The 14,542-nt window shown below is 62.8% G+C and carries 12 protein-coding genes; 5 read left to right on the top strand and 7 right to left on the bottom strand.

Going from position 1 to position 14,542, the window contains the following annotated elements; genetic code table 11:
* Positions 1-165: 165 nt before the first annotated feature.
* Positions 166-510, top strand: coding sequence for a hypothetical protein (locus ABF990_RS14300; protein WP_415490753.1), 345 nt, complete (start codon positions 166-168; stop codon positions 508-510).
* A gap of 92 nt (positions 511-602) precedes the next feature.
* Here the strand turns inward: ABF990_RS14300 and ABF990_RS14295 are convergent, their stop codons facing one another.
* Entirely contained in the window at positions 603-1,097 is a 495-nt protein-coding gene (locus ABF990_RS14295) for a hypothetical protein (RefSeq protein ID WP_415490794.1), read from the bottom strand.
* Between the two features lie 450 nt (positions 1,098-1,547).
* Here ABF990_RS14295 and ABF990_RS14290 point away from each other — a divergent pair, with 450 nt between their 5' ends.
* On the top strand, positions 1,548-2,090 hold the full coding sequence (locus ABF990_RS14290; RefSeq protein WP_415500868.1) for a DUF4142 domain-containing protein: 543 nt from the start codon (positions 1,548-1,550) through the stop codon (positions 2,088-2,090).
* 233 nt (positions 2,091-2,323) lie between these two features.
* On the opposite strand, the gene ABF990_RS14285 is transcribed toward ABF990_RS14290, so the two are convergent.
* The 3 genes from ABF990_RS14285 to ABF990_RS14275 all read right to left on the bottom strand — a co-directional run bounded on the left by ABF990_RS14285 (position 2,324) and on the right by ABF990_RS14275 (position 7,721).
* Complete coding sequence (locus ABF990_RS14285) at positions 2,324-4,765, bottom strand: phosphoketolase (protein ID WP_415490755.1); 2,442 nt, start codon at positions 4,763-4,765, stop codon at positions 2,324-2,326.
* 12 nt (positions 4,766-4,777) lie between these two features.
* Entirely contained in the window at positions 4,778-5,971 is a 1,194-nt protein-coding gene (locus tag ABF990_RS14280) for an acetate/propionate family kinase (protein WP_415490795.1), read from the bottom strand.
* 427 nt (positions 5,972-6,398) lie between these two features.
* Positions 6,399-7,721, bottom strand: a complete 1,323-nt coding sequence (locus ABF990_RS14275; RefSeq protein ID WP_415490756.1) for an LLM class flavin-dependent oxidoreductase — start codon at positions 7,719-7,721, stop codon at positions 6,399-6,401.
* A gap of 740 nt (positions 7,722-8,461) precedes the next feature.
* Here ABF990_RS14275 and ABF990_RS14270 point away from each other — a divergent pair.
* Entirely contained in the window at positions 8,462-9,772 is a 1,311-nt protein-coding gene (locus ABF990_RS14270) for an NtaA/DmoA family FMN-dependent monooxygenase (protein ID WP_415500867.1), read from the top strand.
* Between the two features lie 99 nt (positions 9,773-9,871).
* Here the strand turns inward: ABF990_RS14270 and ABF990_RS14265 are convergent, their stop codons facing one another.
* Entirely contained in the window at positions 9,872-10,792 is a 921-nt protein-coding gene (locus ABF990_RS14265; RefSeq protein WP_415490758.1) for a LysR family transcriptional regulator, read from the bottom strand.
* A gap of 96 nt (positions 10,793-10,888) precedes the next feature.
* On the opposite strand from ABF990_RS14265, the gene ABF990_RS14260 reads away from it, so the two are divergent.
* Complete coding sequence (locus ABF990_RS14260) at positions 10,889-12,217, top strand: CaiB/BaiF CoA transferase family protein (RefSeq protein WP_415490759.1); 1,329 nt, start codon at positions 10,889-10,891, stop codon at positions 12,215-12,217.
* A gap of 129 nt (positions 12,218-12,346) precedes the next feature.
* Positions 12,347-13,492: an acyl-CoA dehydrogenase family protein gene (locus ABF990_RS14255; RefSeq protein WP_415490761.1), complete on the top strand. Its 1,146-nt coding sequence runs from the start codon at positions 12,347-12,349 to the stop codon at positions 13,490-13,492.
* 138 nt (positions 13,493-13,630) lie between these two features.
* On the opposite strand, the gene ABF990_RS14250 is transcribed toward ABF990_RS14255, so the two are convergent.
* Together ABF990_RS14250 and ABF990_RS14245 are read right to left on the bottom strand one after the other, a co-directional pair.
* Positions 13,631-14,140 (bottom strand): Fur family transcriptional regulator, encoded by a 510-nt coding sequence (locus tag ABF990_RS14250; RefSeq protein WP_415506663.1) that lies wholly within the window; start codon positions 14,138-14,140, stop codon positions 13,631-13,633.
* Between the two features lie 31 nt (positions 14,141-14,171).
* The coding region (locus ABF990_RS14245) for an energy transducer TonB (RefSeq protein WP_415506662.1) at positions 14,172-14,542 on the bottom strand (371 nt) is incomplete at its 5' end.

The raw sequence follows: 14,542 nt of genomic DNA, 5'->3' as shown, positions 1-14,542 counted from the left end.
AGGCGGGTTTTTTTGTGCCTGAATCACTCCGCAGGAAACACATAGGAAACAAACGAATATGTCATCATCGTGCACCCACGTCTTTTGAGCCGTTCCAGGCTAGTGGAAAAACAGGTTGGCAGAAAAATGAAGCATTTGTGGGGATTTGCTGTCCTGTGCGCTCTCGTGGCCGCATGTACCGATGACCGTGGCGTGGGTGCGATGCACGCAGCCGTATCGCAGTGTTTTGCGCAGTATCCGTTCCAGAAAGGCACGGCATATGACCGGTTCATGTGCATTACCGACGCCCATTTAAAGTATGGGCCGGGGGCTGTCGGCGCACGTTATGATCTTGTGTCGCAGGTCGATCTGGCATCCCTGCGTATCGGTCTGGATGTTGATATCGGCACGCTTTCGCTACCCGATGCACGGGCAGCCCTGAACTGGGTCACGGCCAAGGCGCAGAGCACGGCCTTTCGCCCGTCTGAAAATGCGACACACGCCACTATTACACCCCCGCACGGCAGATAGCGTCTGTTCCGGCGTGGGCTTGCCAGCGGAGGCGTGGACGGCGTTCAGCCTATGGCCCCGCACAAGAATAATGTGGCCGTTAAAAACCTGCGTTACTGCGTGCGGGGAATAATGATCGGGTCGGAGGATTTTTTGTCCGTATTGAGCAGCGTTGCGCCCGATTGCGTCGAATAGGTTGCACTTGTCGACTGGTTGGGCGCGACTGGCGAATGGAATGCGGAAACCGGGCCGAATATACCTCCTGCGGATTTGTTCATTGTCCCTTCCGGCTGGCGGGCGCAGCCACGGGTGATAATGGAGCAGATTCCGTCCGTTCCGATAATTTCGTCATTATTGCCGGTGTAATGCACATCCGATACCCGGTCATGATCCAGGCGGACCACAGCCGAGCACGATGTGCCGCCACCGCCGCCTAGCTGGGCAACGGTCGTGACAATATCCCCGACCGGGATGAGGGTGGACCCGCCATAGCTGGGTTGCGGCTGCGTTCCCGTGAAAATGAAAATCTGGGTTGTGTCATTGATCTGCTTGGTGGCCGTTGGCAGCCCCGCACAGGCCTGAAGGTCGTAGGATGTCATCCCGATCATGGTGATCTGCGCCTTGTGCGCAGCCCGCGAATCAAAATACCCGCAGCCGCTCAGGCTCAAAAGAAGCGAGGGCACGGCAAGCAAGGACACACTGCGACACTTCATTTCCCGGATTATCTCCAAACCTCGATTGAAACACGCCAGTGTGGCACGCCTGCCTGACCAGCCTAGTGCGCTCTTTCAGGTCGATGCAAGGCCCGTAGCCTCGCAAAATCTCTTTCCGTGCCCAAATATGGCGCCAGCCGAACCACGGCCCGCGCGCAGCACGGTGGATCAGAGCATTGCCTTGGGCGCCGTTGGCTCCCATCATGGCGGTGCATCGCCATGATGGGGGTGTCTGTTCCGTATCGCAAAGCCCCGGCCACTGCCGCTAGCCCGGCCGCTGGCCATCTGGCATCATGGATGCAGCGTTCCGGACCGCATCGGACATTCAGGGAGTTTCCGCCGATCATGTCGCTACTGTCTCGTTCCACGTCGCGTGCCCTGCCTCCGCTCCTGGTGGCCCTTCTTGCGCTGAGCGCGTGCGTTAACGGGCAGCCTCCCGCGCCGCCCCTGCCGCCCCTGCAAAAGGCACCGCCCCTTACCGCCGCGGATGCAACGTTTGCCCAGACGCTCAATGACATGAACATGACCCAGATCGCGCTGGGGCAGGCGGCGCAGACACATGCGGCGCGTATCGACCTGGCAGCCCTGGGCGGGACTATCGCCAAGGATCTGACAGCAAACCAGGCCACACTGACAAAGCTTGTGGCACCGCATGCCCTGACGCTGACCGCCAAGCCGTCCACCGCTGGGCAGAAGACGATCAACCGCTACAAGACGCTGCATGGTCCCGCGTTCGACCGCAGCTATGTGCGTTACCTTTCGCACGAGAATACCCGGATGAAGCCTGTGCTCGATGCTGAAATTGCCGGGTCCAAAAATCCCGATCTGGTCAAACTTGCGACCGATACCAAAACGGCACTCGCTACCTATGCGACACAGGTGAAATAGCGCCCGGCCCGCTAGTGTCCGCTGGTGTCTGGTGCTGCCCGACCGGGCCGATGCACGCCAGCCCAAAGCCGATAACCCCGGCCCAATTGCCCGAAGCGGGCCCGGCGTGGGGTTGGCCTCACCATGGCACTTCGGCCCCATGGCCCTGACGGGTTGATGGCAGGCCTGGCACCCGCCTGCTGGTCACGGCAGGTGTAAAGGGTTGCGGGCGGGAATATGGGGCCGGCGTGGCCTTAGTCCGGGGGTGCCCCGTTCGCGCGGGCTTGGGGCTCGGCTGACCCGGCAGAAGGGCTGTTGTCTGGCCGGGTATGAAAAGGCCATACCCAGTCGCGGATTTCCGGCATATCCTGGCCATGGCTGTCCACATAGCGCCTGTGTTCGACCAGCCTGTCACGCATGGCCTGCGCGGCATAGGCCGCCCGTTCCGTCAGGGTGGGAACGTGGCGGATGGTGTTCAGCACCAGATGATAGCGGTCGAGGTGGTTGATTACCGTCATGTCGAAGGGTGTTGTTGTGGTGCCTTCCTCCTGAAAGCCATGCACATGGAAATTCAGGGCGTTCGCGCGTTTGTAGATCAGTTTATGGATCAGTTGCGGGTAACCGTGGAACGCGAAAATCACCGGCCTGTTCAGCGTGAACAGGCTGTCGAACGTGGCGTCGTCAAGGCCGTGGGGGTGCTGCTCGGGCGACGCGAGGGTGAGCAGGTCCACCACATTGACCACGCGGATCTTCAGGTCGGGGATAGCCCGGCGCAGGATATCCACGGCGGCGAGCGCTTCCATTGTCGGCACGTCGCCCGCGCAGGCCATGACCAGGTCGGGCTCGTGTCCCCTGTCGGTGCTGGCCCATTCCCATATGCCGATCCCCTGCGTGCAATGGGCCTGTGCCGCGTCGGGGTCCAGCCACTGGAGTTCGGGCTGCTTGCCCGCCACAATGACATTGATCCGGTTCCAGCTTTCAAGGCAGTGCCGGGCCACGCATAACAGCGTGTTGGCGTCGGGCGGCAGGTACACCCGGGCAATGTCGGCTTTCTTGTTGATGACATGGTCTATAAAGCCGGGGTCCTGATGGCTGAAGCCGTTATGGTCCTGCCGCCAGACATGCGATGTCAAAAGGTAGTTGAGCGATGCAATGGGTTGCCGCCACGGTACTTCGCGCGCGGTCTTGAGCCATTTTGCATGCTGGTTCACCATTGAATCCACAATGGGTATGAACGCCTCGTAGCACGAAAAGAACCCGTGCCGTCCGGTCAGCAGGTAGCCTTCAAGCCAGCCCTGGCAGGTGTGTTCGCTCAGAATTTCCATGACATGGCCATCAGGCGCCAGATGATCGTCATACGCGTATGTTTCGGCCATCCAGGTCCTTGGGCTGGCGTCCAGCACGGCGGTCAGGCGGTTCGAATTGTTTTCGTCAGGGGACCAGACGCGGAAATTGCGGGCTGCAAGGTTGGCCCGCATGACATCGCGCAGCCATGTGCCCAGAACGCGCGTGCTTTCGGCGGTCAGCACCCCGGGGGACGCAACCGGCACGCAATGTTCGGCAATATCGGGCAGGTGCAGGGGTTTTTTCAGCACACCGCCATTGGCGTGCGGGTTCGCACTCATGCGCAGCTCCCCCTGTGGGGCCAGTGCGCGGATATCCGCATGTAATGTTCCGTTGTCGTCAAAAAGGGTTTCCGGCCTGTAGCTGCGCAGCCAGTTTTCCAGCAGCGCCAGATGGCCGGGTTTGTCCAGGTCGGAAAACGGCACCTGGTGGGACCGCCAGTATCCTTCGGTCCGCTGGCCATCGACCGTTTTCGGCCCTGTCCAACCCTTGGGGCTGCGCAGGATGATCATTGGCCATGTCGGGCGGGCCGGTGTGCCGCCCTGTCGTGCCGCGTGCTGGATGGCGGCAATGGCTGCAAAGGCTTCATCCATGGCGGCGGCCATTTTCTGGTGCATGGGGCCGGGTTCATGCCCTTCCACCAGAATGGGCGCGTAGCCGTAGCCGTGGAACAGGGCCAGCAGTTCGGTTTGCGGAATACGGGCCAGAACCGTGGGGTTTGCAATCTTGTAGCCGTTCAGATGCAGGATGGGCAGAACAGCGCCATCTGTCGCGGGGTCGAGAAACTTGTTGCTGTGCCATGCCGCGGCCAGCGGTCCGGTCTCGGCCTCGCCATCGCCGATCACGCAGGCCACGGTCAGGTCGGGGTTGTCGAAGGCGGCCCCATAGGCGTGCGAGAGCGAATAGCCGAGTTCACCCCCTTCGTGGATGGAACCGGGGGTCGTGGGGGCCGCATGGCTGGGAATACCGCCAGGAAAGGAAAACTGCCTTACCAGCAAGGCAAGACCGTCGAGATCCTGCGTGACGTCGGGGAAAAAGTCGGTATAGGTTCCTTCAAGGTACGTGCTCGCCACAACGCCCGGCGCGCCGTGCCCCGGTCCTGCAATGAACAGGATATTTCGGGCATGATCGCGAATAATGCGGTTGAGATGGAGGTAGATGAAGTTAAGCCCCGGCGTCGTGCCCCAATGCCCCAGCAGGCGTGGTTTCGTGTGCTCGCGTTTCAGTGGCTGGCGCAGCAGCGGGTTGGCCAGCAGATAGATCTGCGCCACGGACAGATAGTTCGCGGCCTGCCACCATTTGTCAAAAAGAGCGATCTGTTCTTCGGAAAGCGGTTTTGTCCGGGGTGACATGCTTGCAGTCCCTTACTGTGGCCCCGACGGGCGGTCATCGATACAGGCCAGAACATGACGGTGGATGGAGGCTTCCTCGTCCGCAGGGATGACATGCACGCCCACTGCGCTATGCGGGGCGGAAACCAGCGGGCGGTGCGCGGCATTGGCGGCGTTGTCCAGCACAAGGCCCAGCCAGCCCAGCCGGGTGCAGACATCGTGGCGGAAGGTGGCGTCGTGCTGGCCGATACCGCCGGTAAAAACAAGACTGTCCACGCCTTCCAGCGCCATGATCATGGCTCCGGCCTGCTGGACAAAGCGGTATGCCGCCAGATCCAGCGCCGCGCGCACGGCCGGATCTCGGGCATGGTCGCGCAGGACGCGCATATCCCCCGAACGCCCGGACACACCCAGAAGTCCCGCGTGATGGTACAGCAGATCGGCCACCGCGGCGGGGGTCATGCCCTCCTCATTGAGCATGTAGAGCAGAACGCCGGGGTCGATCGTGCCGGTGCGCGTGCCCATGACCAGCCCGTCCAGCACCGAAAACCCCATGGTCGTGTCGATGCTGACCCCATGGTGGAGCGCACACAGGCTTGCACCGTTGCCGATATGCGCGGCCACGACCCGTGCCCCGTCATGCGTGCTGCCGGGGCGGGCGAGGGTGCGCGCGATATGTTCGTAGGACAGTCCATGGAACCCGTAACGGCGCACGCCTTTTGCGCCGTAGCGGGCCGGCAGGGGCAGGGTTTGGGCAACAGGTGGCATGGTGCGGTGGAAAGCGGTGTCGAAACAGGCAATCTGCGGCAGGTCGGGCCGCGCAAGGCGGAGTGCCTTTATGGGCTCCAGGCAGGCGGGCTGGTGCATGGGGGCCAGGGGGGCAAGGGCGTCAAGGCGCTGCATGACATGGCTGTCCACCAGGACAGGCCCCGCAAAATCCGCCCCACCATGCACGACCCGGTGGCCGACCGCGCGTATCATGTCCAGATCGGGGTGGGTCTCGACCCATTCCATCAGCAGATGGACGGCGTTCGCGCGTGTTTGCGCGCCATCGGCCGGTTCCAGCAGGCGTTCCGTCAGCAGAGTGCCCTGCGGGTCACGGATATGCAGGTGCGGCTGCGCGCCAATGCCTTCGACCGCGCCGGATATCAGCCTTGGGGCCTGTGGGCCACCGGGGGCGAAAACCGCGAACTTCATGCTGGATGAGCCGACGTTCAGCACCAGAATAGTGCCCGCTGTCCGGGTCTGACCCCGTGGGGTCTCTGGCCGTGCTTCTGGTCGTGTTTCTGGCCGTGTCCCGGCCCGTTCGGCGCATAACGGTTGCATGGGGCGGCCCCGCCGTGGCTATGCGGCAGCCCGTGGCGCGGGGTTTCGCCATGGCTATGCCGACCTGATCAGTGGGTCATGCTGATAACAGGTCTGCGCGGCCCAGGTTCCATGAGGAGGCCCACGAGGATTTCCAAGAGGATTTCCATGGGGGCCTGTGGGGCTTCATAAGGTGGCGTCCACGGGGGCGGTTCCGTGGGTTTGGGTGCCATGGGGCCGCGCAGGCGGAATGCGCCGTGGCAATGCGGGCCGGGTTCGCTGAGGCGTCATGCGCTCCCGGGCTGGCAGGCCGGATGGTGCAAACGGGCCTGCCGAGCGGCAGGCGGTGTCAGTCGTAGGTTTCAACCCCCAGATTTTCACGGAAATTCCGGCCTGAATATTCTTTGCGGAAAATACCGCGCCGTTGCAGTTCAGGCACGACAAGGTTGGTGAAATCCGCAACCCCGCGCGGAAAATGAGTGGGAACCGCGAGGAAGCCGTCGCACGCATCGGCATCGAGCCATTCCTGCATGGTGTCGGCAATTGTTGCGGGCGATCCCACCATTTTCATATAGCTGCCTTCGGCAAAAAAACGCGCCGTTTCCAGAATGGACAGATTGCCGCGCCGGGCCAGCGCCATAATGGCCGCGCGGTGCGACTTGCCGTTGTTGGTTTCCGGCAGGTCCGGCATGGGGCCGTTCAGGTCGTAGTCCCGGAAGTTCAGCCCACCCGAATGCGGCATCAGATGCGTGATGGCCAGATCCTCGGGGATCAGGTTTCTCATCCGTTCACGGAAATCGACCGCCTCCTGGTCTGTGGCCCCGACAATGGGGGTAATACCGGGCAGGACCTTGATCTTGTCGGGGTCGCGACCGAAGCGCACGGCACGCTGGCGGATATCGTCCCGGAACAGGCGACTTTCGGCAATATCGGTCTGGAGGGTGAAAATGACATCGGCCGTGCGTGCCGCCAGTTCCCGCCCGGGTTCGGACGCACCGGCCTGCAGGATGACGGGCCTGCCCTGCGGACTTCTGTCCATGGTAAGCGGGCCACGGACCTTGAAGAACTTTCCTTCATGTTGCAGGAAATGCATCTTGCTGACATCGAAATACAGACCGTTTTCCTTGTCGCGCAGAATGGCGTCTTTTTCCCAGCTGTCCCACAGTCCGGTCACGACATCGACAAATTCGCTGGCCCGTTCGTAACGGTCGGCATGCGCCATGTGCACGTCCAGCCCGAAATTCTGCGCTTCGCTTTCATTGAACGACGTCACCAGGTTCCAGCCGGCACGGCCGTTGCTGATAAAGTCGATGGAGGCAAAACGGCGCGCCACATTATAGGGTTCGTTGAACGTGGTCGTTGACGTGGCGGCCAGACCCAGATGCCGGGTTTTCATGGCCAGGGCGGGCAGCAGCATCATGGGGTCGAAGTGGATGGAACGCGGGTTGGCCGCCCCGTAAATATCGCCTTTCATGATATTGTTGCTGCGCGGCACCGCCGCCTGATCCTCGAAGAAAATCGCGTCCAGCTTGGCCTGTTCGGCCAGTTGGGCCGCCTGGATATAATAATCGATGCCAAGATCCAGTTCCGGAATGGCGTCGGGCAGGCGCCAGGCCCCCAGATGTTGCCCGGGAAAAAGAAACAGTGCGAGACGCAGCATTTTATCGGCCATCAGCTATACCTCCGGTTTGGGGTCTTGGACTTGGAAACATGTGAGCGCAGAAGCGGGTTTGTGGCAGGGCGGTTCGTCTGTACGTGCAAAACGCGCCCTGCGGCCGTGATCGTGTGACGGAACAGCGCTCCTGCGCGGGCAGCAGTGCCGCCGGGTGACATTACGGCGGGCATTACGGGTGGCACGGAGGGTCAGGCCGCCCATGGCAATGCCGCTACGCGTCGTTTCATGGTGTTTGCTCTCCGCATGGCAACGGTTGGCTACTCATTTAGTCAGTATACTGATTAAATGGACCCACGCAAGCCGGACGCTCGGCTTTGGGCCTTTACGCGGGCCATACATGGGCCACGCACTATGCCGCCGACTGGTGCTGCGACCCCGGGCTGCGGCCCTTGTGGGGGCCGGTCCTCATGGTTGGGCCCCTGTAATCGGGCCCTGTAATCGGGCCCTTTGTGATTGCCCCCTGCAATCCTGCCCCTTTGAGCCAGTCCCTGTGCGCCGGTTTCTGGTGATCCGGTTTGTGTGAACGGGGCCGGGTTCTCTGGCTCCTGCGGCCCGGAATGAAATGCCGGCAGGGGCTCGCCTTGGCAGAAGAAAGGGATATGCTCGCAACAGGAAGGATCGCATGGTTCCGGCCGGGGTAACGGTGGGTCAAAAGCCGGGTGCCACCCGCCACCATGCGGTGACACGCGACCCGTCCCGGTCATGTCGCGGGCTTTGCTGCGCCGGAGGAGTTCATCATGTCAAAAACAATGAACCTGTTCGCGTATCTGAAAACAGGGCCGACGGCGCTGCATCCGGCGGGCTGGCGTCACCCGGAGGCGACGCTGGGCGATATTCTCAAACCGTCCCGTTACGAAAATATTGCCCGCACGTTTGAGGATGCCTGTTTCGACGGATGTTTTTTTGCCGACCTGCAGGGGCTGTACGATATTCATGCCGGGGGCTATGACGCCTATGTCCGCTACGGTGGGCAGATAAGCTACCTGGACCCCATGACGGTCCTGCCGGTCATGGCGGCGGCAACCCGCTACATCGGTCTTGGGGCAACACTGTCCACGACGCTGCTGCCCGCGTACCATCTGGCGCGTTCCCTGCAATCGCTCGATGTCATGAGCGGCGGGCGCGTGGCGTGGAATATCGTGACATCGGCCACCGAGCTTGAAGCCCGCAATTACGGGCTTGCTGCTCTGCCGGACAAGGACCGGCGTTACGACCAGGCGGACGAGGTGGTGGAAGCCTGCATGAAGCTGTGGAAAAGCTGGGATGAGGATGCCTGGATCCTGGACCGCGAACGCGGCATATTCGGCGACCCGTCCAAGGTGCATTACGCCAATTACGAAGGGCGCTTCGTGCGGACGCGCGGGCCGATCACCATTCCGCGCAGCGCGCAGGGGCATCCCGTTCTCATGCAGGCGGGGTCGTCCCCACGGGGCACGGAATTCGCCGCCCGCTGGGCCGAACTGGTCTTTACCTTCCATGCCCCCATGGACAAGGCCCGGGCAAGCTACAGCGCGCTGAAGGAGCAGGTTGTTGCCAAAGGACGGCGACCGACTGACTGCGCCGTAGCCATGCTGGCCACCTGCATCGTGGGCGAGACCGATTCCATCGCGCGCGAGAAAGCGGACTACATCAACGGCCTTGTCGTGGGGGAACTGAACGCCGCCCATATGTCTGCATCCGCGGGGGTGGATGTCACCCGGCTTTCGGGCCAGGGCGCTGGGTCGGCGGCGGGGGCGCAGGGCATGCACGCGATCATCGAGGAAGTGTCCGAACTCCAGAAAACCGCCAAGGCGGAGTTTCTGGCGGCAGCACAGACAATGCTGCCCGCCCAGATCGTGGGCTCCCCCAGAACGGTTGCTGACAGGCTGGAGGAAATTTTTACCGCGGGCTGCTGCGACGGGTTCGTGATTGATCCCGTCACGGCACCGTCAAGCCACGAAACATTTGCCCGTGCGGTGGTGCCGGAGCTGCAGCGGCGCGGTCTGTTCCGCACGCGCTACGCGGCGGAAACCCTGCGCGGCAATATCGGCACCCGTCCGGGGCGGTAGGCGCACGTCACGGCGCATGATGGAAAAGGATGGTTGCGGCGGCATGGAACGCGGGCATGCGATCCATTGTTCATACCGGGGTGCGGTCTGCTTCTGGTGTTACGGAGACAGGGCCATGCCGGTGTGCGTGTGGGCGGCGCGCAGAATGGTGGCCAGGGCCTGCCCGATCACCGCTCCCGTATCGTCGGAGGGGAGCAGAAGGCACAGTTTCTGCGGGGGCAATGCGGTCAGCGGATAAACCGCGACACGCTTGCCTGTGTAGCAGATATTGGAGTGTGGCGCGGTTGTCAGGACCGAATATCCGAAGCCATGGGCCACGAGCGCGCGCGCGGTTTCAAGGGAGGCCGTCCGGTAGCCGATATGCGGCCTGACGCCACTGGCATGGAAAAGGGAGAGGAAATACTCCCTGCTGCAGGGCAGGTCTATCAGCACGAGCGGCATGTCCGCCACGTCGGCCAGCGTCAGCGGGCGGGGGCTGCGTGGGGCCAGAAGGGCGTGGTTTTCAGGCAGAAGCAGGTATGGGGACTGCGCCACCACATCCAGCCGCGTAGTGGATGAGGTGGTGGGCGTATCGTAAACGAAGGCCGCATCCAGTCGCCCCTCGGCCACCCCCTGTTCCAGCGCATGAATGTTGTCCTCGACCAGATGAATGGACGCATCGGGAAAAGTGGTCGCCAGTCCGTGCAGAATGGCAGGGGCATAAAGGGGTGCAAAGGTGGACAGCAGGCCGATGGACAGGCGCCCGGCCAGTCCGTTTTCTCCTTTTGCGTGGTTGCAGGCCCTGGCCGCCCGCAGAATGGCCCTTGCCGCCTCGTAACGCCGGTTGCCGGGTGCCGTCAGCACCAGCCCGCGTGAACGCACGCGACGAAAAAGCTGTTCGCCCCAGGTTGTTTCCAGGTCCTGGATCGCTTTGGAAATCGCGGGCTGCGAAACGTTCAGCAGCCGGCTTGCGGCCACCGTGCTGCCGGTTTCGGCCGCGGCCTGAAAATATTCAAGCTGACGAAGCGAAAACGGTATCATCGCAGGTTATACGTCCTATCAGATCATATTATTTTTTCTTTTAGCATGGATCGCATAACGTCACCAGAGAACGTTCCGGGCAAGTAAGGATGCGCCATGCAGGACACACGACCCGCCAAGCCTTTGTCACAGTCCGAATTACCGGGGGCCACGCTACCGGGGGCCGAGCCATTGGGGGCCGGGCCAGCGGGTTCTGACGCCATGGGGCATGAAGGTCCGCTTGCGGGGGTGCGGATCGTGGATTTCAGCCGCGTTCTGTCCGGCCCGTACTGTACGGCCCTGCTGGCCGATCTGGGGGCGGAGGTTATCAAGGTCGAAACACCGGCGGGGGACGATTATCGCCACGTCGCCCCTTTCGAGCGTGGGGAGAGCGCGCTGTTCACCCAGGTCAACCGGGGCAAGAAAAGCGTTGTTCTGGACCTGAAAACACCCGAAGGCGTGCAGGCGGCGTACGCGCTTGCCCGCACGGCGGACGCGGTTGTCGAGAACTTTCGCCCCGGTGTGGCCGATCGGCTCGGAATCGGGTGGGACACGCTGCACGCCATAAATCCATCGCTGATATATCTCAGCATTTCCGGATTCGGGCAGACCGGACCGGATGCGGCCAAACCCGCTTACGATGTCATTATTCAGGGGCTTTGCGGCATTATGGATGTCACGGGGCAGCCCGACGGTCCCCCGACCCTGGTGGGCGAGGCGCTGGCCGATGTTGTCGCGGGGCTGTTCGGCTCCTGGGCGCTGCTGGCCGCCCTTGCCGGGCGTGAACGCAAGGCAAGGGTGCAGTCTGGCGGGCAGGGGACTGCCATGCAGGGGATGGCGGCCCCGCCCGGGGGGCGGCGCATCGACCTTTCGATGTTCGAGGCGATGATGTCGCTCATGGTGACATCCACATCCACATACCTGTTTTCGGGGCAGGTGCCGGGGCGTGTGGGCAACAGGCATCCCCTGTCTTCTCCCTTTGGTTTTTACCGTGCCGCCGACGGTTATTTTTCCATCGCGGTCCTGAACAACAGGCTGTTCAGAGCCGTGTGTGAGACGATCGGCGCGGAAGACCTGATGGACGACAGCCGCTTTGCCTCGGATTCCGCGCGCAGCCAGCACGACCATGTGCTGCGGGAACGGATCGAGGCATGGAGTGCGTCACGGTCGGTGGCGGATATTCTGGCGTGTCTCGACCGGGCCGGTGTGCCGGGTGGCCCCATGCAGACTGTCGATCAGGCTCTGTCCTGCCCGCAGGCGCAGGCCCGCAACATGGTTCTGCCCATTGACGACCCGCGCCTGCCCGATGCGCGGCTGGTGCGCCAGCCCGCCATTTTTGACGGGCATGTGCCCGCGCACCTGTCCCGTGCCCCGGCACTTGGGGAACATACGGAAGAAATTCTGAAAAGTCTTGGTGTCGTTGGGGATTCTTCCGCTTCAGCCTGATTTTGTCCGCCTGCCGCTGGTCTGCCACTGGTCCGCCGCTGGGCCGGGCGGTGCGTGCGGCAGGCGGCGGCTCCGGCCGGTGCGTCACACGCGGCTTTTGTCACAGCTACCCGATTTATGGAGTGAACCATGATGTCTTACGACCGTCCCGGTGTTTCGGAGGATGACGCGGCACTGGCCGAAACGGTGCAGCGTTTCGGCCAGGAGGTGCTGCACCCCCTGGCCGCGACCCTGGATGCGGAGGACCGCTCGGCCGCGTGCCACCTGCCTGCCCTGGCCGAACTGGGCCTGACGGGTATCAATATTCCCGAGCATCTTGGCGGTTCCGGCCTCAGCCCTGCGGGGATCATTCTGGCGATCAGCGCCATCGCGCGGAACTGTGCCGCGACCGCATCCCTGCTGGGGGCGCATTACCTTGGAACGGATGCGATCCTGATCGGCGGGAATGACGGGCAGCGCCAGCGGTTCCTGCCCCCTGCCGCGCGGGGCGACATGCTTGCGGCATTCGGCCTGACAGAGCCCGGTTGCGGCTCCAACCCGGCGGAAATGCGCAGCTATGCCATGCGGGAGGGGAATGGCTACAGGCTTGTGGGGACAAAACAGTTCATCTCGAACGCTGACGAGGCGGGGGTGCTGGTTATTTTCGCCAAGACGGATCGGGATGCGGGCAACAAGGGCATTTCCGCCTTTGTTGTCCCGCGTGACACGCCGGGTCTGGATGTCGGGCCAGCGGAATCGCTCATGGGCATTCGCGGCGGCAAGGCGTATCCCCTGAGCATGGACTGTTTCATTCCGGCGGAAAACCGCCTTGGCGCGGAGGGAGACGGTTTCCGCCTGAGCATGAAGGTGCTGGACAACAGCAGGCTGGACGTGGCCGCCACCTGCCTGGGCATTGCGCAGGCCGCACTCGACCACGCGCTGGACTGGACCCGCACGCGCCATGTCGGGGGCGAGGCGCTGAACAGGCGGCAGGGCGTGCAATGGATGCTGGCGGATATGGGCTGCCGCCTGGAAGCCGCATGGGGGCTGACCCTGCAGGCCGCACATCTGCGGCAGAACGGCAGGCCTTTTACGCAGGCCGCTTCTATGGCGAAACTGTACGCGTCTGAAATGGCGGGGTTTGTGACGGACCAGGCCCTTCAGCTTCATGGCGGTTATGGCTACACGCGGGAACTGCCGCTTGAAAGACTGGTGCGGGATGCACGGATCATGCGCATTTACGAAGGATCTTCAGAAATCCAGCGCACCGTTATCGGCCGTCTCATGACCCGGTAAGGCACGTTCGGGTTGCCGCGCCAAAACCCTGCCAGCCTGCCGGGGTGCGGGCTGCCATATTCCCCGGTTTGGCGCGGGGTGGGGCGTGGAGGTGTCCTTGCCGCCAGCGCCATGCCTTACGGTTCCGGCTTTCCTGCTTCAAAGCCCTGACGGTTCGGCCATGGGGGCCACAATGATCGACGCTTCCTGCAGGGCCATGCCGCGTTCGGCCATGAACTGGCTGAGAACGGTCGTGATCGCGCCGGCATCGCATGGAATTTTACGCCCCGTTCCGGCTTCCACAAAGGTGATCGTCGGGCCGGCCCTGCGCTCGGTGCTGATCCGGTAGCGCCATATGCGATCCGCGCCGACATCGCGCCTGAGCACGTCGTGTTCGACCAGCAGGTTCAGGTTGCGCTGGATCGAGCCCTGGCTGGGCGGGTGCCCATCAACCATGACGGCCATTGTCTTCCAGATTCCAACCGCCGTCGCACCCTGTCCCGCCTTGAGAATACCGTGCAGCAGCACGCGGCGCAGGTCGGTTATTTTCAGTCCCGCGTGCTGGCAGCGTTCTTCCAGCAGGTGGAACTGCCGGGGGTTGGCTTCCATGCCGGGCCGGATCTGATGCATGTCCGCCGCTGATCGGCGGTGTCCTGAAAATACAAGCACAGGATTGCTCCTCTCACGATCTGCGGAAGCGTCAGCGTCGGTCCTTGTTGAGGTAGAATTCCACCGGCACGCTCAGTGTCACCGGGTCGCCGCGTATGTCGTCAGGCGGCGGTGGCAACGGGTCCGCGCGGGTGGGCAGGGACACGGCCTCCTGGTCCAGCAGGGCATGCCCAGAACTGTTTCTGAGCCTGACCGACAGCACATGTCCCCTGCGGTCCATGGAAAACGTGACGGTTGGCACGCCTTCTTCATGGTCGGCCTGGGCGGCGGCGGGATAGCGCTTGAACTTTTCCAGTCGTGCCAGCAGTTCTCCCTGCCAGGTCAGCGGGTCCTGGGAACTGCGCGCCGATGACACGCCCGTTATAGGTGTTGCCTGAACGGGGGCGGGCGGCGCGTCGGATG

Origin of the sequence: Acetobacter sp. (genome assembly GCF_047723915.1) — a bacterium.
Taxonomy (GTDB): domain Bacteria; phylum Pseudomonadota; class Alphaproteobacteria; order Acetobacterales; family Acetobacteraceae; genus Acetobacter.
Note: the sequence above shows the minus strand (reverse complement) of the source record. Positions and strands in the feature narration are given on the sequence as shown.